The sequence below is a fragment of the Flavobacterium sp. MAHUQ-57 genome, assembly GCF_051908335.1.
Lineage (GTDB): Bacteria > Bacteroidota > Bacteroidia > Flavobacteriales > Flavobacteriaceae > Flavobacterium.
Genome location: NZ_JBPZTE010000006.1, coordinates 760861 through 786780 on the forward strand (window position 1 = coordinate 760861; position 25920 = coordinate 786780).

General features: G+C 33.1%; 34 protein-coding genes. 30 read left to right on the plus strand and 4 right to left on the minus strand.

Going from position 1 to position 25920, the window contains the following annotated elements:
- From ACS8MM_RS03785 to ACS8MM_RS03895, 23 genes are all read left to right on the plus strand, one after another.
- Positions 1-382 (plus strand): tyrosine-type recombinase/integrase (locus ACS8MM_RS03785; protein WP_379713184.1); only part of this gene is annotated, 382 nt, incomplete at its 5' end.
- A 105-nt stretch (positions 383-487) separates the two neighbouring features.
- Positions 488-1012, plus strand: coding sequence for a hypothetical protein (locus tag ACS8MM_RS03790; RefSeq protein ID WP_379713186.1), 525 nt, complete (start codon positions 488-490; stop codon positions 1010-1012).
- Between the two features lie 148 nt (positions 1013-1160).
- A complete protein-coding gene (locus tag ACS8MM_RS03795; RefSeq protein ID WP_379713188.1) occupies positions 1161-1838 on the plus strand; it encodes a hypothetical protein in 678 nt (225 codons plus the stop codon).
- 199 nt (positions 1839-2037) lie between these two features.
- Positions 2038-2625, plus strand: a complete 588-nt coding sequence (locus ACS8MM_RS03800) for a hypothetical protein (RefSeq protein ID WP_379713190.1) — start codon at positions 2038-2040, stop codon at positions 2623-2625.
- 729 nt (positions 2626-3354) lie between these two features.
- Positions 3355-4053, plus strand: coding sequence for a DUF4386 domain-containing protein (locus ACS8MM_RS03805; RefSeq protein ID WP_379713192.1), 699 nt, complete (start codon positions 3355-3357; stop codon positions 4051-4053).
- Positions 4054-4186: 133 nt separating this feature from the next.
- Positions 4187-4984: a hypothetical protein gene (locus ACS8MM_RS03810; protein WP_379713193.1), complete on the plus strand. Its 798-nt coding sequence runs from the start codon at positions 4187-4189 to the stop codon at positions 4982-4984.
- Positions 4985-5126: 142 nt separating this feature from the next.
- Complete coding sequence (locus ACS8MM_RS03815; RefSeq protein WP_379713195.1) at positions 5127-5783, plus strand: hypothetical protein; 657 nt, start codon at positions 5127-5129, stop codon at positions 5781-5783.
- Positions 5784-5900: 117 nt separating this feature from the next.
- Complete coding sequence (locus tag ACS8MM_RS03820; protein WP_379713197.1) at positions 5901-6305, plus strand: hypothetical protein; 405 nt, start codon at positions 5901-5903, stop codon at positions 6303-6305.
- Between the two features lie 53 nt (positions 6306-6358).
- Positions 6359-6889, plus strand: a complete 531-nt coding sequence (locus tag ACS8MM_RS03825; RefSeq protein WP_379713199.1) for a MepB family protein — start codon at positions 6359-6361, stop codon at positions 6887-6889.
- A gap of 16 nt (positions 6890-6905) precedes the next feature.
- On the plus strand, positions 6906-7493 hold the full coding sequence (locus ACS8MM_RS03830; protein WP_379713201.1) for a hypothetical protein: 588 nt from the start codon (positions 6906-6908) through the stop codon (positions 7491-7493).
- A gap of 96 nt (positions 7494-7589) precedes the next feature.
- Complete coding sequence (locus ACS8MM_RS03835) at positions 7590-7946, plus strand: hypothetical protein (protein WP_379713203.1); 357 nt, start codon at positions 7590-7592, stop codon at positions 7944-7946.
- Positions 7947-8171: 225 nt separating this feature from the next.
- A complete protein-coding gene (locus ACS8MM_RS03840; RefSeq protein ID WP_379713205.1) occupies positions 8172-8498 on the plus strand; it encodes a hypothetical protein in 327 nt (108 codons plus the stop codon).
- A gap of 293 nt (positions 8499-8791) precedes the next feature.
- Positions 8792-9484 carry a DUF4272 domain-containing protein gene (locus tag ACS8MM_RS03845; RefSeq protein ID WP_379713207.1) on the plus strand — a complete coding sequence of 231 codons (693 nt, stop codon included), beginning with the start codon at positions 8792-8794 and terminating at the stop codon, positions 9482-9484.
- A gap of 196 nt (positions 9485-9680) precedes the next feature.
- Positions 9681-10613, plus strand: a complete 933-nt coding sequence (locus ACS8MM_RS03850; protein WP_379713209.1) for a transglutaminase domain-containing protein — start codon at positions 9681-9683, stop codon at positions 10611-10613.
- A gap of 79 nt (positions 10614-10692) precedes the next feature.
- Positions 10693-11160: a hypothetical protein gene (locus ACS8MM_RS03855; RefSeq protein ID WP_379713211.1), complete on the plus strand. Its 468-nt coding sequence runs from the start codon at positions 10693-10695 to the stop codon at positions 11158-11160.
- Between the two features lie 74 nt (positions 11161-11234).
- Complete coding sequence (locus tag ACS8MM_RS03860) at positions 11235-12557, plus strand: tetratricopeptide repeat protein (RefSeq protein WP_379713213.1); 1323 nt, start codon at positions 11235-11237, stop codon at positions 12555-12557.
- Positions 12558-12792: 235 nt separating this feature from the next.
- Positions 12793-13359, plus strand: coding sequence for a hypothetical protein (locus ACS8MM_RS03865; RefSeq protein ID WP_379713215.1), 567 nt, complete (start codon positions 12793-12795; stop codon positions 13357-13359).
- A 40-nt stretch (positions 13360-13399) separates the two neighbouring features.
- Positions 13400-13723, plus strand: a complete 324-nt coding sequence (locus ACS8MM_RS03870) for a hypothetical protein (protein ID WP_379713217.1) — start codon at positions 13400-13402, stop codon at positions 13721-13723.
- Positions 13724-13755: 32 nt separating this feature from the next.
- The gene (locus tag ACS8MM_RS03875) at positions 13756-14322 is read left to right on the plus strand and encodes a hypothetical protein (protein ID WP_379713219.1); all 567 of its coding nucleotides are present in this window, start codon (positions 13756-13758) and stop codon (positions 14320-14322) included.
- A gap of 95 nt (positions 14323-14417) precedes the next feature.
- Positions 14418-15338 (plus strand): hypothetical protein, encoded by a 921-nt coding sequence (locus ACS8MM_RS03880; RefSeq protein ID WP_379713221.1) that lies wholly within the window; start codon positions 14418-14420, stop codon positions 15336-15338.
- Between the two features lie 30 nt (positions 15339-15368).
- Positions 15369-15851, plus strand: a complete 483-nt coding sequence (locus tag ACS8MM_RS03885) for a hypothetical protein (RefSeq protein ID WP_379713223.1) — start codon at positions 15369-15371, stop codon at positions 15849-15851.
- A gap of 159 nt (positions 15852-16010) precedes the next feature.
- A complete protein-coding gene (locus tag ACS8MM_RS03890; protein ID WP_379713225.1) occupies positions 16011-16574 on the plus strand; it encodes a DUF4256 domain-containing protein in 564 nt (187 codons plus the stop codon).
- A gap of 15 nt (positions 16575-16589) precedes the next feature.
- Positions 16590-17129: a GNAT family N-acetyltransferase gene (locus ACS8MM_RS03895; protein WP_379713227.1), complete on the plus strand. Its 540-nt coding sequence runs from the start codon at positions 16590-16592 to the stop codon at positions 17127-17129.
- 6 nt (positions 17130-17135) lie between these two features.
- Here the strand turns inward: ACS8MM_RS03895 and ACS8MM_RS03900 are convergent, their stop codons facing one another.
- Complete coding sequence (locus ACS8MM_RS03900) at positions 17136-17894, minus strand: oxygenase MpaB family protein (protein WP_379713229.1); 759 nt, start codon at positions 17892-17894, stop codon at positions 17136-17138.
- A gap of 120 nt (positions 17895-18014) precedes the next feature.
- Here ACS8MM_RS03900 and ACS8MM_RS03905 point away from each other — a divergent pair, with 120 nt between their 5' ends.
- The 3 genes from ACS8MM_RS03905 (at position 18015) to ACS8MM_RS03915 (ending at position 20814) form a co-directional block, all read left to right on the plus strand.
- The gene (locus tag ACS8MM_RS03905) at positions 18015-18299 is read left to right on the plus strand and encodes a hypothetical protein (RefSeq protein WP_379713231.1); all 285 of its coding nucleotides are present in this window, start codon (positions 18015-18017) and stop codon (positions 18297-18299) included.
- Positions 18300-18496: 197 nt separating this feature from the next.
- On the plus strand, positions 18497-19447 hold the full coding sequence (locus ACS8MM_RS03910) for a hypothetical protein (RefSeq protein WP_379713233.1): 951 nt from the start codon (positions 18497-18499) through the stop codon (positions 19445-19447).
- A gap of 338 nt (positions 19448-19785) precedes the next feature.
- Positions 19786-20814, plus strand: a complete 1029-nt coding sequence (locus tag ACS8MM_RS03915; protein WP_379713235.1) for a hypothetical protein — start codon at positions 19786-19788, stop codon at positions 20812-20814.
- 29 nt (positions 20815-20843) lie between these two features.
- Here the strand turns inward: ACS8MM_RS03915 and ACS8MM_RS03920 are convergent, their stop codons facing one another.
- Positions 20844-21164: a cytochrome C gene (locus ACS8MM_RS03920; protein WP_379713237.1), complete on the minus strand. Its 321-nt coding sequence runs from the start codon at positions 21162-21164 to the stop codon at positions 20844-20846.
- Positions 21165-21242: 78 nt separating this feature from the next.
- A complete protein-coding gene (locus ACS8MM_RS03925) occupies positions 21243-22175 on the minus strand; it encodes a peptidylprolyl isomerase (RefSeq protein WP_379713239.1) in 933 nt (310 codons plus the stop codon).
- A gap of 21 nt (positions 22176-22196) precedes the next feature.
- On the opposite strand from ACS8MM_RS03925, the gene ACS8MM_RS03930 reads away from it, so the two are divergent.
- The 3 genes from ACS8MM_RS03930 to ACS8MM_RS03940 are packed head-to-tail and all read left to right on the plus strand — an operon-like array spanning position 22197 to position 23930.
- Positions 22197-22682 (plus strand): GNAT family N-acetyltransferase, encoded by a 486-nt coding sequence (locus tag ACS8MM_RS03930; protein WP_379713241.1) that lies wholly within the window; start codon positions 22197-22199, stop codon positions 22680-22682.
- Positions 22682-23479: a class I SAM-dependent methyltransferase gene (locus ACS8MM_RS03935; protein ID WP_379713243.1), complete on the plus strand. Its 798-nt coding sequence runs from the start codon at positions 22682-22684 to the stop codon at positions 23477-23479. The genes ACS8MM_RS03930 and ACS8MM_RS03935 overlap by 1 nt, the downstream gene beginning before the upstream one ends.
- Positions 23480-23483: 4 nt before the next feature.
- Positions 23484-23930: a DUF1569 domain-containing protein gene (locus ACS8MM_RS03940; protein WP_379713245.1), complete on the plus strand. Its 447-nt coding sequence runs from the start codon at positions 23484-23486 to the stop codon at positions 23928-23930.
- Between the two features lies 1 nt (position 23931).
- Here ACS8MM_RS03940 and ACS8MM_RS03945 read toward each other — a convergent pair whose 3' ends face one another.
- Positions 23932-25077, minus strand: coding sequence for a sterol desaturase family protein (locus tag ACS8MM_RS03945; protein ID WP_379713247.1), 1146 nt, complete (start codon positions 25075-25077; stop codon positions 23932-23934).
- A gap of 108 nt (positions 25078-25185) precedes the next feature.
- Between ACS8MM_RS03945 and trmD the strand changes: the two genes are divergently transcribed.
- Positions 25186-25863, plus strand: a complete 678-nt coding sequence (gene trmD, locus ACS8MM_RS03950) for a tRNA (guanosine(37)-N1)-methyltransferase TrmD (RefSeq protein WP_379713249.1) — start codon at positions 25186-25188, stop codon at positions 25861-25863.
- The last annotated feature ends 57 nt before the right edge of the window (positions 25864-25920 follow it).

A 25920-nucleotide genomic window follows, 5' to 3' on the forward strand; every position in this document is an offset into this window, starting at 1 on the left:
AAATATTCTGACTATCCGACAATCGAAAGGAAAAAAAGACCCGATTACACCACTTTCCGTCAAGATTATAGCACTGTTGCGGATGTATTATCAATTGCACAAACCAAAACAATGGTTGTTTGAAGGTATTGAGCAGAAGCAATACTCCGAACAGAGTTTGCAAAGTGTTATGAAACAAGCGCTTTACCGATCAAAAATTAAGAAACCGGTTAGTTTGCATTGGCTTCGCCACAGTTATGCCACGCATTTATTAGAAAGCGGTACCGATATCCGTTACATACAGGAGTTGCTTGGGCATAGCAGCAGTAAAACTACCGAGATCTATACGCATGTGAGTACGCATAGTTTACAACAAATTAAAAATCCGTTTGATAATTTATGAAATGTAGTATATTTGAATGCGTATTGTACTAACTGTACCTATCCTGCCCTTTTGGAAGGATATGTATGATAAAACAATACATATAAACAAGTTATATGCAAGTTTATGAACTCGACAAGTAAAATCATAGTCTTATTAATCAGCATAGTTTTTCTAAGTTCATTTTCTGCATTTGACAAATCAGAAGATGAGTTAAAGCAACTATTAAAATTTGAAAAATTAGCTTTGGAAAACAATGCCATTGGAAAAGTTTATTCGTATGACTTGACAAAAAAGAAAAGCTGTAATGTTTCGGAAATTAAATATTTAGGGATAATTAAAACTAAAAACGGAAAGCAATACAAAATATTGAATTCCTTTTTTGTGTTCACAACAGGTACAGATATGTGTCATGGAACTAGTAATATCAAAATCTATAACATGAAAAATCAATTTGTCGGAAAATATTATGCTGGAATGCCTTATGGACTACCTGAAAAAATAATTCAAAACAAATTTCTTTGTTGGACAAAAGCAGAAGATTGTAATAGAAAAGATTATACTATTAATTTTGGAAATGGCTTGCCGAAAAGTTTTTTTGTGCCGTGTTTAAATGGTTCCGGAGATGAATATAGTTTTAGCAATGAATAAAAAACCTGCATATAACAGCGGTTTGGCACAATAGCTATTTTTATCTTAACTACTCGCCTATTTTCCGCAAAGAAATCTTATCTTAGCAAGAAAATAAGCGTTCCACGCAGTCGCTACTGCGCCAAGCCGCAAAACGTTGTGTGCAAGCTTGGAAAAACAGTACTTGAAAATTATGTGCGAAAAATGTTTTGAAAATAACATCTACAAATTCAGAAGCGAAATAGAATTTAAAGAGTTTGAAAAAGATTTTGATTTAAAAAACAAATTCTTGAAAATAGACAATTCTCAACAAGAATACTTAAATGATTTTCAATATGTCTATAATTGTGAAAATTGTAAAACAATCTGGTGGCTTTCACTTCCCGAAAATGCTTGGCGTGGATATTTTCTAAAAGAAGAATCTGCAAAAAAACATATAGAAGAAATTAGAAAAGATGATAAACGTAAAAAAGTAGGATGTTTCATTTTATTAGGTATCATTATTTTCATAATCATTAGCATTTCTTTTTCTTGTGATTCAAGAGACAAAAAGTTTAATAAAGCTGGGTGGGAAGAAAGAATAGATGGTTTTTATACAAATCGTGAACAAATGGTCGACGACATAATTAAAAATTATTTACACAAAGGAATGTCTTATGACAAAATAATCAATTTATTAGGTGAACCTGAAAATTATGAAGATACAGAACCCAACACAATGCAATATGAAATTATGAAAGATTTTGGTTGGGATATTGATCCTGTTGAAATCAAAACTCTTGTCCTTAGAATATCAAAAGATTCAACTTATTTAGATTATAAAATTGAGCATTGGGAAAAGGAATAAAGCCAGCACACAACAGCGGTTTTATGAAATTGGGGTTTTAGGCGAAATTTAAAGGTAATTTTATATATTTGACTTCAGTCCTAATGGAATGGTTTGGGAATAAAAATCCCCAACTTCTTAAAGCCGGCGGGACGTTGTGCGACACTTTCGTAAAACAGAAGGCAATAGAAACATTAATATTTAAAAATTAAAAGTATATATGAAATTTAAAATAGAACACTTATTATTTCCTGTATACTTTTTATTATTGTGTTCGTTTATAAAAATCCAAAATAAAGATACAACTAAGTTCAAAACCGAATTTAAAGAGATTTGTTTAAAAATTAGTAACGAATATAAAAATCAAAGCGAACACGGACATGTTTATAATAATAAAACTGAAAAAATGCTAAGCTTACCTAGTTTCAGTAAAATATTAAAACAAGTTTCAGCCTATGATTTGAATGAAAATTTGAAATATAAAGTTGAAAAAAATAAAGCTGGAAAAATTGAACGAATATTATGGAAACCTATTTCAAAAAACGACAAAATTATAAGCTTTGAAAAACTAACTTTTGAAACGATAATTGAACAAGAATATAATGGAAAAGTTTACCAAAATAAGTTCATAGTAACTGATTTCTTAATCAATAGAAATGTTTCACCAAAGAGAATCTATTTAAGAATTGCTCAAAATGAGTTTGAAAAATTATCAATTGATAATACAAACTATCATCAAGTTTCTGAATTTAGATTGGTTGGTATTGATGATGCAATTATAGAATTTGACGAATCCAAAAATAAATAAAAGCGATCGCACAACAGTGGTTTGCTTCAATGGCTTGTTTAGGCTGGTTTGGAAAATCCTGCGGATTTTCAATTCGTTTGTCTATTTTTGTAATGGTCATCGCCAAGGCAAGCCACTGCGAGCAAGCCGCCGGAAAGTAAAATCAAATCCAAATTTTCAAACCATCATTACGTTAGATTACAGAATGATACAAATCAAAAGAAACTTCACGAATTTTTACATTCAGATAATAATTATATGTGTAATCTGCTTGATTGGGAGTTTTCCTTTCGCATATAAAATTTATCGCATTCTTGAAGAAAACCAAACTAGAAAAGGTTTAGAAATTTTAATTGCAACAAGTTTGTTTATGCACGGAATTGGATTTTATAGTGTTTATCAATACTTTAAAAAAGTTCCAACAATAACGTTAAAAGAAAAAGCATTGCAATTAAGGACAAAAAGATAATATTGTACAAATATATGTATTCCAATATTGAAGAATTGGAAAAGATCCTTAATGACTATTTTTCTAAATCTACGAAATAGAACTACGACCAACAGCGGTTTGGCACAATAGCTACTAATCAATAAAAATCAAGTTCGATTTTCCGCTGGAAAATCTATCTTAGTAAAAAAATAATCGCTCACGCAGCCGCTGTGGAATCAAACCGGCGAGAGGTTAGGAATCAGGCTAAAAAAACTGGTAACTTAAGTATGAAAACCACAATTATATCAACCGACGATTAAATGATATCAGATAAAAATTTAGCCCGAATAGCAGGCTTTTGCTATTTAATTGTAATAGCAACAGGATTATTTTCTGAAGTTTTTGTTCGACAATCATTGAGAGTCGCAAACGATGCTTTAACAACGGCACATAATATTCAAACAAATGAAATGCTTTATCGTTTGGGTTTTGTGGCTGATCTTGTCAATTTTGTAGCTGGAATACCCACAATATTGATACTCTATTACTTCTTTAAAAAGTCAAATAAAATTATTCTGCAAATTGCTTTAGCATTAGTTATTATTCAAACGGCTATTATTGCCATCAATCTATTGAATCAAATTACACCTTTGTTATTGTTAAGCAATGACACTTATCTGACTACTTTTCAACCTAACCAATTAGCCACACTTTCGCTTTTGTCTTTACATATTCAATCACAGGGTTATGGTATTGGTTTAGTATTCTTTGGATTATATTGCATCTTAATGGGATATATCATTGTCAAAACTAAGGCAATACCTGTAATTATTGGAGTAGCTTATGCATTAGCGGGGCTCTGTTACTTGATAAATAGTTTTACAATGTTTCTCTCTAAAGGATTTGCTAATCCACTATTCATTTATCTTGCTCTTCCAATTTTGATAGGCGAATTATCTCTATGTTTGTGGTTACTCATTAAAGGTATTGACACCACAAAATTAGAGTACATAAACTAAAACGCCCGAAATACAAACTTATGTTTGCACTATTGTGAGTTTGTATTACTTTCTACGTTTTATTCTGAAATAATTTTTTAATTTAAAAAACTGCCCCAGCCAATGGCTGTAATAAAAAACAACTTTAAATAAAATGAAAAAACAACGACTTATTATCTTCTATTTTATTTTTTTCGTAACCTCAATTGGATATGGACAAGAGTTTCCTGAAAGGGATAAGAAATATGACCTTGAAATATTTGATTTTTTAATAGCATCAACTGAAAAAGGATCTATTTCATTAGACGATTTTCTATCCAACACGAAACCATTTTCTAAATGGGACATAAGGCCTTTAAAAAGAGAAACTGTTTGGGTTTTAGATACTATTCATCGTGCAAGTGAGGTTCCGAATTTCATTTGGGGTGCATTTTCAAGTAAATATGAAGTAACCCAACAGGATGCGATTGAAAAACCAAATCAATTTTTAAACAAAGCAATTAAGGAAACAAATTCCTATGGAAATTTCCTAAACCAAAACTTAAAAAAATTTGACGAACTAACAAAGCATATTTTGGAAAGTAAAAATGAAATATTCTTATCCCAAAAAAATCTACAAAGAGTTGATAATCTTTATAAAGAAAACAATCAATATTGGGGGTATTCTATTTCTTCAAATTCTCCATTTCCTATTTCAAATAAAGTGGAGAGTTATTTAAAAGAAAGTTATTCAAAAAATCAAATTAAGATTTTAGATTTACTCAAAGAATTGAATATTTATTCAGCAAAAAAAACAAACAAAGGTATCTTTTACTTAGTTGATGGTTTTACTGATAATTCCTACGGGTTTTATTTTAATCAAGAGGGAAAAATGGAAGAAGATAACTTTCTATTCCAAATTTTGAAGTTTAAAAAAATAAATGACACTTATTTTTATTACATAGCCAACTAATATTTAACCTAACAACGTTTTAAAAAAATGGGGTTGATGAGTTAATCAAGACAATTTTAAAATTAACTTCATTTCAATGGGAATGTTTTTTGAATCTAAAAAACAGAAAACATAAGGTTTTTTATTAATTAAATAATCACAAATGAAACACCAATTCTTCTTAACTATATTATTCATTTCAATAAATTCTATTTTTTCTCAAAAAAGTAATCACCCAATATCTTCATCCAATTCAAATTCCAAAACTTCTGATTCAACACGAGATTATGGGAAAATAGAAAACGGAAAATTTAAATGCAATTTATTTAAATGGTCTATAGAAATTCCATCAGAGTTTACTATCTCTACACAAGAAAGAATAAAACAATTAGAAGACCAAGGTATTACTGCTATCAAAGAAAACTCTAGTTATAAAAAAATTAAATCCAACGAAATTGTCCATTTAATAGGGTTTGAAAAAGAAAAGTATACTACTTTTAATGCTACATATCAGTCACTAGAAGGAACACAAAGAATTTCATTAGAAGAACATAAAAATTTCTCTAGTAAACTTATTACTGAAACATATACTCGAAACGGATTCAAAATTGATATACAAAAAAATAACTTAAAACTGGGTATACACAATTTTTACAACTTAAAAGTCCATCTCATCAATCCCCAAACAAATCAACTAATATTAACTCAAGAAGTTTACACTGCCTATATTAACGACCATCTTTTTACAGCTGTCTTGTGTTACAAAGATGAAAACCTTGGCAAAATTTTGATTTCTAAATTCGTAACATCATTCGATTAAAGTGGCTAGTCAATAGGATTTTTTGAAATTCAACTCAGTCATTTTAGGAAGTGTTTTTTAGTATCTTTGATTTTGTCTCTGTTGAAAAGGCTTTCGTAGCATACAGCATACTATATCATGAAAAAAATAATTCTATTTAACATTGCCCTATTTTTCACTTCCCTTGGTATCGCTCAGCATGCTGATTTTTCATTAATTGGAAAATGGCAAGAAAAAGAATACCATGGCAATAATGGCGCTACAGATTATGTTCTAAAAATAGAAAAGGGACGGATCTTTATTTTTGAATCCGATACTGTTATAAAAGATGGCTTCAACATTATTGGAACTTACGAGTTAAATGAGAATCGTCTTCACATAGTATTTCCCAAAAAAGAGCTGTTTTATCGTATTTTCTTTGAAAACAACAACCCCAAAAGAATCTCATTCGTTCCGGTTACGAACAACTACGACTATTATTGCGATGAAGGTTGTGCGGAGATTTTTGAAAAATCAGAGCATCAAATCGAGCATCAAAAGTAAGGCTCCTTTATTGTCTCCAAACGAATGGTACTACAGAAAATATCGATAAAACAATGACCAAAAAAATCCCTTTGACAAGCCTAAATACAATGCCATCCGATCTACTACTAGCGAAAGAATTTGTTTTTGATCCCTGTGGTTTTCATTTTAAAAATTGGAAAGCCAACTTAGAAAGTATAGAGTACGCTGCCAGCTCGTTTGAACTTGACGGAAAAATAATTCAATTTCGTGTTTCTAAAATTACACCTACCAAAACTGGACAGTTTGTTACAATTTGGAAACGAACCAAGGAAGGAATTACGGCACCATTCGAGAGTACTGATTCACTGGATTTTATAATTATCAACTCCCGAAGCGGTGACAACTTTGGACAATTTATTTTTCCGAAATCCGTATTAATTGAACATGGAATCATCACCAATAATGGCAAAGAAGGAAAACGTGGAATAAGAGTGTATCCACCGTGGGACATTGCGACAAATAAACAAGCTGTAAAAACACAAAATTGGCAACTGCATTATTTTTTGACTATTACCAAAGCGACTTCAACTGATCTTGCTTTGGCCAAACATTTATTGATTTAAAAGTAAAATACTAAAAATGACTCCTAAGCATCGATTGTGCTTTACTAAAGAAAAATATGTAATAACAAATTGGCTACTTACACTAGTTTTAAACGACACCAAACCAACTGAGATGGGAATCCGAAAAACAATTTTATCCGGTTTTTTAATTCTATTTTCCCTTTCGGGTTGCAACGATGAAGACAAGGCTATTTTAAACAACAGCAACTTTGATGAAGGTGATTGGTTAATGGTTGTTCAGAATGAAGCCGAAAAAACACTATTTGTTATCGACGATGAAAACGTTTTAAAGGAAAATCCGTTTGGGTTTCTCTTAGTTCCAGGTGCAGATTGTGGTGGAACAACTTGCGATGGCTTTTTAAAATTATACAAAAACGGTGAATTGATGGCTCAGCAGGAGTTTCTTTCCCAAGAAACGCTTTTGGTTTCACAAGACATAAAAAAGGCATATAGAAAAGCCAAACAGGATTGGATTGATAACCGTAGCCCAAAAGAATTTCAATATCTTATGGATAGTCTGTCAAAACTAAAGAACCATTATCCAGTTCGCTATCATACGCAACCAGAAGACAAAGATATTGTTCACTTATTTACTTATGAATAGAAAGCATATTGCTTTTGGGCACTCCTCTTCTAGTTTATTATTACAAAACGATCAATTTCTAACACCACAGTTATTCCACTTTATAAATCCCTTGAAATGAAAAAAAAGCATTTGATTTTAAATGGCCTTGTATTCCTCCTTCTTTTTGCATGCAATAGCAAAGAATCCAACTATCTTAATGCATGGAAAATGGATAAGAAAGCGTGTAAAGGCATTCGAACTGTTGAAAAAACACAGGTTTTATTAACGGAATTGAAACTTGAAAGTCAAACATTGGAATCCATTACGGCAACTTTGGGAACTCCTGATAGGTTGACCCAATCGGACGAATCTACTTATTTGGAGTATTATATCGAGAACAACTGTTCGTCTGAGGAAAAAGAGATTTGCTTATTGACAATAGGCTTTTTGAAAGCGCAACGTTACCCAACAGTATCCATTACATGTTCGTAACTCGTTGCATTCATTATAGTGTTTCCAAATGCGCTCTAAAACTTTGATTAATTTAATAAAAGACATTTCGCAACTTAAATTTTCACCTTAAAAGGAAGATGAAAACCTACAAGCAAAAAACATTCTTCCTTTTCATTGTTTATAAATTCACAAAGCATAATTTAGTATTTTTACCAGCAAAAACTTAACTCATTGTATCTACAATAATCTTTCCTAAATACACCAATGAAACTACTCGGAACATTTGAAATACACGAGCTAATTGAAATCAAAGTCGGAAGAGTTTTAAGCGGAAAATACATTTCAGGTAAACCCCTATCCAATAAAGAAGATATTCTGAAAAAGAACATTTTCATTAGATTTCGATATCATGAAATAGAAATCACCACCAAAATAATTGAGCTGGGAGGTCGATTTGGCAGGCCTGGCCAAGACATAATAATGGAAGAAAATGACAATATTGCATTAATCACAGTACTTGAAGATGCAACAACCTTTTTAAATTCAATTCTGTTAGTAACTCCTATAATTGGACAAATTATTGAAAAATAGAAAGCCCATTAAAGTTAGTATTGGTTCCTCTATTCGCTCTCGCAACTACACCGATTAGAAATGTATATTCCCTATCAATAACAATGGTATGTTACACAATCCTAAAACATTCCAATACTGAGAAATCGCTTGGTAGGAATCATTTTACAATGATTTTATTATTTTTGCTTTTTTCAAGATTATCCAATGGTAAAATGGGATAAATTTATCCTCACATTTTGTTTAATACAAATATAAACCAAAGAAAAGTTTGCCAATTTTAGCCAAAACTTATAAAATCATACTCATTCTCAATGCGACTGTTTGACATTTTTAAAAAAACCATTAAAGCGGATTCTCCAAAAACGGCTTATCAAAGAAAAAAACAAAATGAGAGCTATTTAAAGGCATTGAATATTCCAATACTTGAACATTTACCGTATATTGAAGAAGAAAGCGATGTAAGATTAAGAAGCGCACAAGAAATTGCGGAACGAATTTTAGTATTGGTTTATTTGGGTTTTGCTTCCGAAATTGAAGACGAAAGGGAAAATGTTATTGCCTTTTTAAAATCGAATTCTCTTTGGGAGAAAGTATCACCAGAAGAAAAAGAATTATTTGAAAAGGAAGTACTAACCGAACAGGAAATCATAAATATTTTTTGGCGTTCGGAAGCGATATGGATGTTACTATGGACCATCTGTAAAGTTGACAAACTAAAATTACCCACAGAACAAATAGAAATAGAGGATATTGTATCTCGAATACCCGAATTATTTTCAGATTCCAAAGCATATATTGAAAATGCAATAATTCGACCTACAAGTGAACTTCTTGATGCTTCGGATTTGACCTATAGACTTCATTGGGCTACAAGAGACGCCAGTCTAAACAATCAGCCGATGCCTGCAAATTTAATTTTGAGTGTTATAATGGAAAGACACTATGCCATCAATTGGGTTACTTTTTATGGTGAAGAATGGGATGAAATAGGAACAGATACTTAATAGATTGTATTGTCAATTTGCCGGTATTTTGAACACCAAAACTTTATTTAAAGTTCACAACTTTGGTACTAAATAAAAAAACAAAGTTCAAATTCAATCATTTGTCTGGCACGATTTATGTGCGCTTTTTATGGCTTCATCATTTCCGAAAAGAGAGCTTCTTTCCGGTTAGTAAGCTAAAAATGCGACCCAAATTATGAAAAAAAACACTTTATTTCTATTACTCTTTGCTATTGTAACCTCATTTTGCTGGGCTCAAGACTATAAAAAAGTGGACGCTTTGGTTTTAAACTACCCTAAGCATTTCAGCTCCACCCAAAAATTAGCACAACGAATTAATGCTGATTTTACGAACGACTATGAAAAAGTGAGAGCGGTATATACATGGATTGCAAATAATGTAGTCTATGACTTTGCCGAATCCAAAGGATATCAATTTGAATATAAGAGCAAAGCAGAAATGGAACTCCTTTTACAAAAAAGTGAAGTCGCACTTGCATCAAGAGTATTATCTAAAAAGAAAGCCGTCTGTCAAGGCTATTCTGCACTATTTAAAGTTATTTGTGACGAATTAAAAATTACGTCAAGAGTTGTATCTGGTGATGGAAAAACGAGTATTAATGATATTGGGGAAAAATTCTATCCGGATCACGCCTGGAACATAGTTACAGTTGAAAACAAGGAATACTTAATTGATGTCACTTGGGGTGCAGGAACCTATAGTAACCGCTTTGAAAAAAACCTCAACTTTATTTATTTTTTTAGCGACCCCTATTTGTTTATCAAAAAGCATTATCCAGAACGTTATGCTGATACTCTTTTACAAGAAAAAATAGGACAACAGGAATTTTCTAACGGTCCTGTTTATTATAATTTTGATTTCAAGCTCCTGGAACCAACAAATGGCATTTTGAAGAAAGCTTCAAACCAAAAAATAAAATTCCGATTTGCAACACCGAAAAAAGTAGAGAACGTAGCTTATCTAAGCGGTGGAAAATACTACGATGTACTAGCGACATCCACTGACACTACTTTGGAATTTGAAATTGCTCTTTCTCAACTCAAAAAGGAAAAAGAATTGATTCTCTTTTTTGATTATGAATCGGTAGTGGGTTTCAAATTGGAGTAATTCAAAAACATTCTTTTAAATTACATTTAGTTACCTTTGCTGAGAGTTCGATACTACCGAACATTACTCAAAATCTATTATGAATTTATTTCAACGCATTTTCAAAAAACCGACAGTTGTATGTCCGAGATGTCTCGGAAAAGGCCATGTCGATTTGAATGACATACAACGTCTAAACAAAGAATTGCATTGGCTTCCGGGCAAATGTGCGTATTGCAGTGGCAAAGGTAAAGTGCATGAAGCTACGCTTACTACCCTACCCGTCGATTCCAGTTATCTTACAATTAGCCTTTCAAAAATGGAGCAATGGAAGTTAATTGGCGGCAATCAACAGGCTAAAAAAAGAGGTGAAATTTATCAAGAGACTTTATCCGAAATCATTGAAGATATTGTCAGGCAGCATTATATTGAAGGACTTACACTAGATGCCATTGCCGATTTACATTTTTCCCGATTTAAACTCTCCCGAGTGACGGATCAAATGAAAAAAGATTTTTTGGAGTATGCCGAAAAAGTTATTGCCTTCCATAAAGACAAGTATCCATAAATTTATCGGAATATCAACCCAATTTCACTATCCTATAATTCATTACTAAATCATTCTCAGTATAAGCCTACCAAATGAAGTATTACTTATTATTACTATTGACCGTAATTTCAATTCATTGCAATGCGCAAAGTTTAGAGACCAATCGCAACAAAATTGAAACAGCCAAAAAAGAACTGGAATCGAGCATTTCAACTTTTCAACGTTGTCTTGTCAATTCCGATTTGGATGCCTGTGTACATACTTTAGTTCAAAGTGCAAAAAACGAATATGAAAAGTATATTATAGGCACCATACTTTACGAAATTGATAAAGAGCAATCCTTTCGGATGCAAAAAGAAGCGTATACAACCAATCCCAATAATATTTATTTCATCCTGGAATATGCTTTGGCGCTTCACAGAAAGGGCGATTTTGCAGAAGCCGCAAAACTTTATGAACAATACCGTAGCGCAAAACCTGACGATTACAGAGTTCATGTTTGGTTGTCCGACTGTTATATCAATTTGGAATCTGTTGACCAATCACTTTCACATTGGAAAAAAGGGAATCATGCCAACAATCATGTTGGTTATGACTTTGCCATTCAAACCGTTTACGGAAGAGCCGATCAGTTAAAATTACGCAACAACTACCGAAAGGAAATTGAAAAAGGAAACCTTCAAGCCTTTTACCCGTTAATTTCACTTGATATGACTTGGGAATTGGATTGGTGGAATTCCAATGTTCAAGAGATTTTTTTAAAGGAAGATCTGCTTTTAGCAAAAAATAAGTTGGACCAAAACGGTGTTGATTACAAAACACTTCAAGCCTATGTGACAATTAAAAAGCTTTCAAAATCCAGTAGCGAGAGCGACAAATTACAATCACTTTTTACTGAAAATAAGCTTATCATTGGTAATTATCCTTTACCTGCCAATGGAAAAATTACTTCCGATTTACTCAGAATATGTTTTCTAAAAAAAATACTTTCCGAACGTGATTTTTATGAGCATCGTGGCAATGAATTACTACAATTGGCAGAAAAAACAAAAGACGTCGATATTTTAAACATTTATGCTTATTTACAAGCGACTGTAAAAGGCAAAGTTGATCCTGCCATTGACCGATTGGGATGGACAAATTACAAAGATGAACGCTTTGCCATAAGCTACTTTTTAGGCAAAGCAGACCAAAACAGGTTTGATGATCCGGAACTTGCACAAGCATTACGTGATTTTCCGAATTCTTCCCAATTACTTTGGGTAAAACTGAACTGTGCCAAAATTGAAAAAAAACCGTTACAACCTCTCCTTACAGAAGTGATCAAACGGGAATTTAAAACATTGGCTTCGGATCAGAGTCGGTATTCCTATGCACTGAAATCTTATTTTTATTATTTGGAAAATGAAAAATAAAGCTTCTAAAAACAAAAAGTAAAATTTCAATCTCCCTTTTTAAATGGATTTATTTCCCATCGCTATCCTCTTATTGCTACTACCATTTCTCACACAATTGATTTTTGGTTCCGTAGCCTATTTTAGCACTTCAAAGTTGGATTTTATATAGCTTAGCATAATCAATACCTGTTCTCAAATTAGTATTCAAACCTCAACCTACTATTTCAGTACTAATCACTAGATTCATCAAACTATGGAATCATTCGGTCACTTTCTATTTGAATTGTTAAAAATCGGCATTTTAGGCTATATCTACGCAACACTTTTGTTTTGGATATACCTCTATTTTTTGAAGAACAAAATCGCTTCTCGATTGGATCAATGGATGCAATCTAAAAAGCGTCTTTGGTTTTCTATTTCCTGTTTTCTATTATGCTATCTATTTACTCCTTATGGATACCACGGTTTGGGAGATAGTGCTCGAATTCCGATAAGTTTGGATAAATCAATCAACAACATCAATTGGGATGGATATGCGCACTTGTCTGGAGATAGAAGTAACACCAATACCATCGAATTCACAAGATTTAAAGTAGAAAACAATACCGTATTCGGGAATTTGGACAGTTTCTTCTATACCTATAAAAATGACTATTTTATTTACGATATCGGTTCGGGAAAGTTACAGGAATTTGAAACCGAAAGAGAGTACAATACTTTTGCGACTTTAGAGAATTTACCAAAATCGGACGAACTACAAACTTTCGAAGAAAATTATAGTGATTATTGGCATGGATGGCGATTCTTTTTGTTACCCTGATTCCAATTTGTATATTTGAATCAACAAAAACTAAAAAACCATGAAAAATTTATCCACTGCAGTACTTCTAATAGTCGTTGCATTTTTATCTTCCAAAACAACAGAAGCGCATGCGTCTCAATGGTTACCATCACTGGAAATGAGTACTACATCAATTTTTGTGCATGCTCAGGAAAACAACGATCCTTTAATTATTATTGACGGTAAAGTAGCTTCCAAAAAAGAATTAGATGAACTTGATTCTGAAAGCATTGCATCCGTTTCGGTTCTAAAAAGCAAGCAAGCCATTGAAAAATATGGTGACAAAGGAAAATATGGAGTTATTGAAGTGGTTTTCAAAAAAAATCAGACTACAAAATTATAGTTTCTCCATTAACACCACTTACAAATTTCCGAATGGATTTATACGACCGAATACTAAGAATAGTAGATATCAACATTATTTATTGTTTGTTTCCGCTGTTACTTACCCTTGTTTTAATAGAAGTCTTTTTTAAAAATCGGTTTAAAACGAAAGAAGTCATTAATTTCATTCGGTGGTTTGTTATCGTATATACGATTGTAACCTTACTTTTTTATGTATACCGTTTAATCGTAACAACCGAGGAATCCGCTTTTCTGACTCGTGCTACCGGTCCATACTGGTTTTCCTATTGGTTGATGCTATTTTGCTCTACACTACTTCCATTGTCTTTACTTTTCGAAAGATTGGCTACCAAAAGAATCTACCTCTTGTTTGTCTTTTTATTGATTAAAGTAGGAGTTATGCTTGAGTTTTTCACTATTGCTATGGTATCATTTCACCGGGATTATTTATCAGAACATGCAAATTACGATTGGTGGAATTCTCCTTTGGGGATTATTCTTTTATGTTTTGCGCAAGGCTTTCTACTTGCTTTGGTATTACTTGGAGTATTTGAATTGGTAGAAAAAGTAAAGCTTCGTCATTCTTCGGCAGAATAAACTTTTTTCTTTCCCTATATTTGCCCTCTTTTGGGTATGGTTCTTGGGATTATCAATGTACAAAACCACTCTTTATTTAAAGGCATATTAGATTTATGAAAGCAAAACTTCTGTTACTTTTCCTATTTTCAATGAGTATATTAGGCTATGGGAATCAGTCTATAAATGATTACATCAACATCAAAGGTACTCGTCTTTTAATTTCTCCACCGAAAGGATTTACTCCTTCTAAAAACTTTGTCGGATTAGATGGTGGCGATAAAGGAATAATTCAAGTAATGGACATGGTTGGTGGTAATTTTGAGTCCAACACTGCTACCTACACGCGATTGGAATTTGAAAAGAGAGGGGTGACCGTTTTAGATTTCAAAGAATTGACAATAGATGGATTCAAAGCCAAATTTGCTCATATCGTTGGGAATCAAAACATGGAAGGCATACAAATTGTATTTGGTGATGCAACTTTTTCAGTAATGGTGAACGCTTTTTATCCTAGTCAATTTAGAGATGAACAATTTCAAACTATCAAGAATTCCTTACTAACTATGAAATATGACAAGAAAATGGTTGTTGATCCGTTTGCAGCCAGTCATTTTTTAATACATCCGAACACATCAAAATTCAAATTTACTGAAGCATCAGCCAATATGTTTATATTTTCTGAAAATGGTATAAAAAAAGAATCCTACGGAAACGATCCGATTGCGATGATTACAACTTATCCATTTGACACTACAATGAAGAAAGAAAGTTTGATTGACAATATGATCAATGAGTTAGTCCAACAAGGCTTCATCAAAAAAGAAATAAAAACTACCGACGCGAAAAGTATAAATGGTTATGACAGCTTCATAGCTGAAGTCTATTTTCAACATAAATCCGAAGAGAAACTTGCTTATATGGCTGTTTTGATTAAAAATGATATCGTGGTATTTTTCAATGGAATGGCGCAATCCAAGTACGAAACCAATATCGTTGAATTTAAAAAACTGATTCAAGCGATTAAAATAAAATAAAAACATTCCGAAAATTCAACTGACTAACCAATGTCATTAAAAAATTACCCATTCGTATTTTTACTATTATTTACAACTTTTAGTTTTTCACAAAAGATATTCGAAGAGCAACTTGGCCCCTGTGTTACCGATTATTTCACAATTGAATTGAAGGCTCCCATTGTTACCTGCGATAGCAGTACGCTATTGCGAACCTTTTGTGATCATTTAGACAAAAATCAATTGGCCAAACTTCAGGGTAAACTGGCGCTACAAATAATCGTAGATGCCAATGGCGATTCTTTTTTGTTTAGTGTGACCAATAAAACGAACATCGAAACCAAAGATTTAAATCTAACTACAGTTGTCAATCGAAATATAAAATGGACGAATTCTGAAGGAAAGAAAATATGTGCGATGGTTCTATTGTCTTTCGAAGAAAAGTTCATTACAATAAAAAGACTTGGTTATTCCTTTGATGAGGGTTGGAAAGAATTTAACCCATTTGGAACTTTACGAAAAACTGAACCTTAAAACGTTGCAATCCGTTTTTTAACTCCTTTTTTGGTATTCATTCCGTTTTATTATTTTGGATTACTCTATAGGATTTTTTTGATTAAATTTACATCTAGGGAAATTTGGAATATTTATTCAAGTTGTTATTTGTTAATATTAATCGACTAAATCAAACCAATGAGCACCAAAAAAGAGTTATCACCAGAAGAAATAAACGTGTTGTACAGTACGTTGAAAAACCGATTTGAAACGAATATGCACCGTCATAAAGCGATTCGATGGGAAGATGTTCAAATCAAACTGGAAAGCTCCTCCGATAAACTTTGGTCACTTAATGCAATGGAAACCACCGGTGGCGAACCCGATGTGGTTGGTTATGATACCCAATCCGATGAGTTTCTCTTTTTTGATTGTTCTGTTGAAACCCCTTCGGGTAGGAGAAGTATTTGCTACGATCAGGAAGCCTTAGACAGCCGAAAAGAAAACAAACCTAAAGACAGTGCCGTTAATATGGCCAAATCATTGGGAATTACAATTTTGACCGAAGAAGAATACAGAACCTTACAACAGTTGGGTAATTTTGATACGAAAACATCAAGTTGGATAGATACACCTTCAGCTATTCGAAAACTAGGTGGCGCTGTATTTTGCGATTTTCGATACAATACCGTTTTTCTTTACCACAACGGAGCTGAATCTTACTATGCCGCCAGAGGATTCCGTGGTTCGCTACGCGTTTAACATACATTACACAGCATGATTCCTAGAAATTTTCAACCTTTTCCGGTTTTATCTACTGAAAGACTTACACTCAGAGCATTACATTTGGACGATGTGCAAGCACTATTTCAACTGCGTTCCGATGCTGAAATCAATCGGTATTTGGATCGGCAACCTAGTAAATCTCTTCAAGATGTAACTGATTTTATTCGTAAAATTTCGGAAGGTATTCAGAACAATCAATATATCTATTGGGTAATAACACTCACTGATAGTGGAACATTTGTAGGTACAATTTGTCTTTTCAGCTTTTCTGAAAACAGTAATGAATGTGAGATCGGTTTTGAGTTGTCCCAACCCTACCAAAAGAAAGGGATAATGAAAGAAGCTGCCAATGCAATTATTAATTATGTATTCACAACGTTAAAAGGCCCAAAAATAAATGCCTTTACCCATAAAGAGAATCAAAGTTCAATTCAACTTTTGGAAGCGCTACATTTCAAAATCCAACAGGAAGCGATTGAAGACCATCCTAATTTACTTCAATTTGCACTGCAAAACCCAAACCATTTATAAGAAAAATTATACTACATCCAATTCCAAGATTTGAGCTTTATAAGCAGGAGGCAATAAAATCGTTTTAAGTAACCAGTCCAATTTAAAGTAGCGTAGTATTTTGTAACAAGGAACGAATAGCCGTAGTACTGAAAAATTCCCAAAATGCATTAGTTCTTTTACTCTTTGCGGAACCACTAACTTTTGTCCTTCAATCAATAACCAATACCTCATCTTTCCCAAATGCTTTCTATACTGCATAAAAAGATCGGTTGTATAATAACTTTCTTCCAGATTTTCAATCAAATGCGTCTCCCGAACCGGAAGCCAATCCAAGTAATTTTTCGGTAATTCCTTCAACCCCATTCCAATACCTACTCGATAAAAAACGTTGTATACCTCTTCTTTTTCAGATTCGCTTAGTTTCCTTTCCAATAGTTCATATGCCGCAATTGAATAATGAATGAGCATAAAAAGAACGTCTCTGTAAGCCCAATCAGGAATAGAAGCTCCTCGCTTCTCCTCTACTCCCGAATGAATTGTATATATTTTGACTATTGCTGCATTTGCCTCCTCGGAAGAAGAAAACACAATCCATCTGGCATATCTAACCGTAGAAAACAAACGTCCTAAGGGATCGGAAGGCAATTTCCCTGTAAAATACAACCAATCGACTGCTTTGTTGAGTGCAAATTCAGCAGATGCGCCGGCAAAAATAAAAAGTATAGTATCGCTTTTCCCCCAAATAGCTCGAACTACCGAATCCTTATCTACAAAATCCTTCATATTGTTTCAACTAATTTCTGCAAAATTACAAATAATTTTAACTTAAAAGTACTTTGTATTTCAAAGTTATTTATATTTGCACTATAAATACTTAATTATCAATCTAAAGAAATCAATTTTATGAAAAACAAAAGAGTAATTGGAATTATAGTCACCGTAGTTCTACTATTATTAATTCCTTTAATTGCTATGCAATTCACGAATGAAGTCGTATGGACACTTTCAGATTTTATTATTGCAGGCATCTTATTATTAGGTACAGGTTTACTGTGTGAACTCGTAATCAGAAAAATAGCCACACAAAAAAACCGAATCATCGTGTGTGGAATTATACTTGTACTTCTCGTATTAACTTGGATGGAAATGGCAGTTGGTTTATTTGGGAGTCCAATAGCTGGCTCTTAATGTTCAAAATCGCGATTCAATTCTCAAAGCTAAACCGAAATGTTTAGCTTTTTTTTGCTAACTATTGATAAAGCAACTCACTTAAAAAAGTATCTTTACAGTTAGTTTCATCAAAGCTATATTGTGAATAATAAACCCATTGGTTCTATACATTCACTTGATGATACTTCCGAATTTACAACTTGTATTGCTTTAAAATGAAACAAATAAAAGAAAAGTATGGCCTTCTGATTACTGGAGTTGTAATTGGAGTTGTTTATGGACTTGCTACCCGATTACTCTTTGGTGAAAAAGCTACTTTAGCCTCGATAACATATCTATTTGTAATACCTACAGTATTAGGTATCATCCCATTACTATTTACCGATAAAGAAAAACTAAAAGCTTACAGAAACATCATTTTTATCCCATGGCTGACAATCGGTTGTTTTTTTATGACCTTGTTTTTATTCGGTATTGAAGATTTTATCTGTATGCTACTTCTTGCTGCACCTTTTTTCATTTTAGGTACAATTGGAGCATTACTTTATATATTCTATCAAATTAATTCAGAAAAGAGAAAAGATCGCTTGTACTCTATCTTACTCCTTCCGTTTATCTTGGCTCCTCTTGAGAATTTAATTACATCACCATCGGAAGTTTACCAAATAAAAAGCGAAACGATAATTGCAGCCAATCCAACAACAATTTGGAATCATATTGTCGAAGTAAAACCAATTCATAAAAGTGAATATCCCTCTGGATTTTTTAATACAATTGGCATTCCCACACCTCAACGAGCAACCGTTAATCGAAAAGCCTTGGGTGGAGAAAGAATCGGTCATTTCGAAGGAGGTTTACAATTTATAGAAACCATTAATGAATATAATGAGAATAAAAAAGTCTCGTTTGGTATTGCAATAGATGCTAAAACAGTCCGAAAAAAAGTATTTGATCAGCATGTTTTGAATGGCAATTACTTTGAATTTGTAAATGCAGCTTACGAACTGAATCCCAACGGTAAAGGGAAAACAAAACTAACTTTAACAACACACTACCGATTGACATCAAGAGTGAATTTTTATGGAAAATTCTGGAGCGATTGGATTTTAAAAGATTTCCAAGACCGCCTTTTGCAGGTAATTCAAAAACGTTGTGAAAAGGAATAAGCAACATTTTTTTAAGGTAACCCAGTATTGCAATTCCAAACAAAACGCAATAAATAAACAACATTGAAAAGTTTTTTTCATTTGATTACCTTAAAAATGGAAATCGAAAAGGTCAATAAAGTTAACTTCTTGGCTATGGCCAAAATCCACTTAGAAATTACTCAAAGTAATTTGTTTCCAACAAATCGATGGTTTTGGATACATATAACGAATGGAAGCTAATCAAAAAACAGAAAGTGCTTTAAGTGAAAAAAGAATAAATACAAATTTAAAAAACAAAAAGATTGAATTACGTTTGCAAAAAATAAACCCAAATATAGATTACCTATAATTCAATCATGCACAAAAAAACATTTTTATTTTCTTTGCTCAGCTTTTTTGTAGTTCTTTTCATTTCCTGCTCAGACAATGAAGATTCAACGCCAAAAAAACCAACCGTTTATGCAGTAGGCTACATGTATAACGGAACTAACGCTTATGTTGCTACTTTATGGAAAAACGGGAAAGCCACTTTTCTTGGAACTAGTCATTCAAGAGCATTTTCAGTTTATGTAAACGGAAAAGATGTTTATGTTGCCGGTTACGAAGATCAAGGAACAAAAAGAGTTGCCAAAATCTGGAAAAACGGAGTAGCAACCTCATTAACAGACGGAAGTAAAAATGCCATTGCAGAATCTATCTATGTTTATGGCAACGATGTATATGTCGCCGGTTTCGAATATGATGGCACTGATTACCTTGCAAAGGTCTGGAAAAACGGAATAGCAACTCCATTAACAAGCGGTACAGAAAAAACCATAGCATATTCTGTGTGTGTTTATAACAACGATGTATATGTAGCAGGTGAAATTTACAAAGGTGCCTTCAATACTGTTGCAGTATTGTGGAAAAACGGAGTGGCCACCAATTTAGTAAACAGTATCTATCCATCAAGCGCTAGATCTGTAATGGTTTCCAATAATGATGTTTATGTAGCTGGAAGCAAAGAAAACGGTGTGGATTATATTGCCACTATATGGAAAAATGGGACCGAAACACCTTTAGCTCCAGAAAGCAACAATTCATTTGCCAATTCTGTTTTTATAACGGAGAACAACGTTTTTGTAGCCGGTTCACAAATGGTTGAAAATAAACAAACTGCCAGAGCTTGGAAAAACAACGCTATCACATCATTAACCTCTGGAAATTTACCTTCACTGGCTACTGATATATTTGTCAGCGGAACCGATATTTATGTCACTGGCTATGAACATGACGGACCAGGTTTTAATCCTAATTACAAAGGTAAGATATGGAAAAACGGGAATGTTATTCTGACTGTAAACAGCATAGAGGACTCAGAAATCTATTCCATTTTTGTAAAATAAAAAAAAACATCCTTTGATGGGGTTTCCTTTTATAATCCGGCTACCAGATAATTGTATATCAATACTTTTTCTTCCTCAGTAATTTTTGCTTTCGGTGCCATTCTGTCTAAAGTGACTACCCAACCCTCTTTGTCATGTTTAGATGCAGGAAAGAGTTTATGACAATTGGCACAACTGTCTTCATATAATGATTTTCCTTTGGCCAATTCTGGAGTCAAAATCGTTTCTGTTACAGTTTCGGTTGTTGCAATTACAACTTTAGGCGGAGCAGTAGTAGTTGCCACTTTAGGTGAACAAGCATATAACACTACTCCTAAAACAGCCAAAGCTGTCCATTTTGAATTTTTCATACTCATTTAGGTTTGTGGTAAAAATAAAAAAATCCCAATTCAAATGAATCGGGATTTAAAATTTATTAAATGTTGTGATTATTTCACGTCCATTAATTCTACATCAAAAACTAAAGTGGCATTAGGTGGAATAACTCCCCCTGCACCTCTTTCACCATAACCTAAATAGGCTGGAATTACAAAACGTGCTTTGTCACCAACTTGCAATAAAGCAATACCTTCATCCCATCCTTCAATCACATTACCGCGACCTAATGGGAATTCAATTGGTTTTTTTCTAGGGTATGAACTATCAAAAGTTTTCCCGTTTTCTAATGAACCTGTATAGTGTACCGAAACTGTTTTACCAGCTTCAGCTTGCTTACCGTTACCTTTTTGAATGATTTTATAACGTAGTCCGCTTTCTGTTTTTTCAAAACCAGCCGCTAATTTTTCCATAGCTTCTTCCGCTTGGCGTTTCGCTTCTTCAATTCTTTTCAAACGAGAACCTTCAAACGTACGGAAAGCCTCAACTGCATTCCATTTTTCAGCTTCTGCTCCTACTCTGATAATTTCAACACTTTCTAAAGTATCACCTTGAGCCACCGCATCAACCACATCTTGACCTTCAACCACGTGACCGAAAACCGAATGTTTACCATCTAACCATGGTGTAGCTACGTGTGTAATAAAAAATTGCGAACCGTTTGTGCCAGGACCAGCGTTAGCCATTGATAATACTCCTGGTTTGTCATGTTTCAATGTCGGGTGGAATTCGTCGTCGAATTTATATCCAGCATCACCAGTTCCTGTTCCCAAAGGACAACCTCCTTGAATCATGAAATCAGGAATAACACGGTGAAATTTCAATCCGTCATAATATTTATTTCCTTGAGGCTTTACAGAATTTTCTAAATTCCCTTCCGCTAAACCAACAAAGTTCCCTACTGTACCAGGTGTTAAATCGTGAGTTAATTTTACTAAAATCGACCCTTTTGAAGTATTAAATTTTGCGTAAATACCGTCTTGCATCGTAATTATAATTAAATTTGAATGACAAAATTACGATTTTATATTCAAATGGAGATTAAAATAATTGGATACAATCCACAATATAAAAATGACTTTATAAGATTAAACAAAGCTTGGCTAGAAGAATACTTTTATGTTGAACCACATGATTTAGAAACGTTCAATAATATTGAAAATGACATTATTGAAAAAGAAGGAGAAATATTCTTTTGCCTTGTAGACCAAGAAATAGCTGGAACAGTTGCCATGATAAAAACTAATGATGAAACTTATGAGCTAGCTAAAATGGCGGTTGACAAAAAGTTTCAAGGAATGAGGTTGAGTAATTTATTAATGGAAGCTTGTATTGAATTTGCTCAAGAGAATAATGCAAAAAAAATATTTTTGGTTTCTAATAGAAAATTAAAACCTGCTTTAAACTTATATACTAAATTTAACTTTATTGAAGTCCCAATGGACGAAACAGATTACGAAAGAGCAGACATACAAATGGAACATATATTATAATGAGTGATTTAAATTATTTAGAGATTAATAAGAAAACATGGAACGAAAAGACAGACTTTCATGTTGATTCTGAATTTTACGCAAATGATGATTTTTTAAAAGGAAAATCATCCCTTAATGAAATTGAACTAAAATTAATAGGAGAAATTAAGGGTAAGTCTATTTTACATCTACAATGTCATTTTGGTCAGGACACTTTAAGTTTTGCTCGAATGGGAGCCAAAGCTACTGGAGTTGATTTATCAGACAAAGCAATCGCAAAAGCAAAAGAATTCAACGAGCAATTAAATTTAGATGCAAAATTTATTTGTTGTGATATTTATGATTTACCGAATCATTTGGACGAACAATTTGACCTTGTTTTTACCAGTTACGGCACCATTGGTTGGCTTCCAGATTTAGATAAATGGGCCAATGTTGTTTCTCGCTTTTTAAAACCTCAAGGAAAATTCATTTTAGCTGATTTTCATCCAATTGTATGGATGTTTGACAACGATTTTAAAGAAGTTTTCTATAGTTATTTCAATGTAGAACCAATAATTGAGGAAGAATCAGGAACTTACGCCAATAAAAATGCATCTTTGGAAACCAAAACCATTACTTGGAATCATCCTACAAGTGAAGTTTTAAATGCCCTTATTCAATCGGGATTAGAAATTAATTCTTTTAATGAATATGATTATTCTCCTTACAATTGTTTCAATCAGACCGAAGAATTTGAACCGGGAAAATTCAGAATAAAACATTTACAGAATAAAATCCCAATGGTATTTGCAGTGGAAGCGACAAAAAAATAAAATTATGGCTAGTATTTTCAATCCGAATGACAATCAAGATTTAATCAATCGAATTGACCGTTTATCACCTGAATCGCAAGGATTATGGGGTAAAATGACCGTGGATCAAATGATGTCACACTGCATTGCACCTATCGATATCGCTTTTGGCAATACGCAATTGAAAGCCAATTTTCTATTTTCTTTATTGGGACGACTCATTAAAAAGAAAATCATTACTGCACCTAAGTTCGGAAAAAACAGTCCAACGGCTCCTGATTTTATCCGAAAAGGAAGTTATGATTTTGATAAAACCAAATTAGAACTCAAAGAAAAAGTACAAATGTTTAAAGACGGCACACAAGTGATTAAAACCAACAAACATCCTTTCTTCGGTCCGATGAGTTCTCAAGATTGGGACAATTTACAATGGAAACATCTAGATCATCACTTGAGACAGTTTGGAGTTTGATTTATCTCGTAGATTTCGAATATTCTTCCATATTTAAATCTTTATCGAATGGACTTTTGGTAAAGGGATAAACAGCTTGTTTTATATAACCTTTAGGAAAATTTGTTTCTAATAAACCCGTGTCTTCCGGCCAGACATTGTTGGGTAAATAATAGGTTCCAAATAGCTTATCTATAAACGGGAAGATAGTCGCAAAATTTTTTCCATAATAGTCTGAATTTTTACAATGATGCCAATGATGGTATTGAGGTGTAGCAAACACATATTTAAAAAATCCGAAGTCAATTCGTGTATTTGAATGAATAAGAACGGCATGGATAGCCATAAAAATTACGTAAATATTAAAGGTAATCGTTGAGAAACCCAAAACATAAAGCGGCACAAATGCCATGGAGCGGGTAACAAAAATATCAACGAAATGGGTTCTTGAACCTGCCAACCAATCCATATTTTCGGTAGAATGATGAATCGAATGGAACCTCCATAAAAAAGTATGGGAGTGAAAAAAACGATGTGTCCAATATTGAAATAAATCAGAAATAAAGAACGCAAAAAATAACTGTATCAGAATGGGTAGCGTTTGAACATAACTTTGAATTCCATCCAATCCCATCCAACCAAAAAACAATTTAGCCGGCTGCTGAGTAATTACTCCAAAAAATTGCACCAACAAATGACTAACAACGAAATACATCAAATCCGTCTTCCATTCCTCATGAAAAGTTGGCTGGTTCTTACGTTTAGGAAAAACTATTTCTATCGGCACAAATATAATCGCCATCAAAAATAAATCTAAAATCAGCCAATCTAATCCTAAATGAACTTTGGTCACGTTAACACTTCTTGGACTAACATCAAACCCTCCCAATACAATTGCAAAAACACAAAATGCCATTCCATATAAAGCCCATTTTTTCTGGTTACTCCTCATAAAACTTATGACAGCAAAAAATAGAGAAGCAATGATAACAGCCGTTAGCAATACTTTCATTGATTCACCAGTATAAACATTTCTAAATTCAGGAGTGGTAAGCCATTCAGGGTATTTAAAACAAAAAACACCTAAAAAAGAAAGTATACCTAAAAAAACAGATGTATACCCACTTATAATTCCTTCACCAAACTTTACATTTTCTTTAATATCCATAACCAGTAGTGTGCTTTCAACTTTAATTTTCCAAATTTAGCCTTTTATATTCCTTAAACAATTTTACTCAATTAAACTTTTAAACTATTTTTGTCCAAATTTTAAGTCATGCGCATAGACATTATTACTGTACTACCCGACCTGCTTCGAAGTCCATTTGAAGGTTCCATCATGAGAAGAGCTATCGATAAAGGATTGGTAGAGGTTCATTTCCACAATTTAAGAGATTATGCCCACGACAAACGCAAAAGCGTAGATGATTATCAGTTTGGAGGTGGTGCCGGAATGGTAATGATGATTCAGCCGATTGACGACTGCATTACAAAACTTAAATCAGAGCGTACTTACGACGAAGTTATTTATATGACTCCTGATGGTGAAACCTTAAACCAGCCCATGGCCAACAAAATGTCAATGTATGAAAACATTATTATATTATGCGGGCATTATAAGGGAGTTGATCAAAGAGTTCGCGACATGCATATTACCAAAGAAATTTCAATTGGTGATTATGTGCTTTCCGGAGGTGAAATAGGCGCTATAGTATTCTGTGATGCCTTAATCCGACTAATTCCTGGGGTATTAAGTGACGAAACCTCAGCATTGACTGATAGTTTTCAGGACAATTTACTATCACCACCAATTTATACCCGTCCAGCCGAATACAAAGGCATGAAAGTACCTGATGTATTGTTGAGTGGACATTTTGCCAACATTGAAAAATGGAGAGAAGAAAAGGCTTATGAACATACTAAAAACCGAAGACCGGATCTTTTGGAAGAATAAAAAATAAAACCCAAATACAAAATTCCAAATTCCAAAAAGGAAAACATTAAATATCAA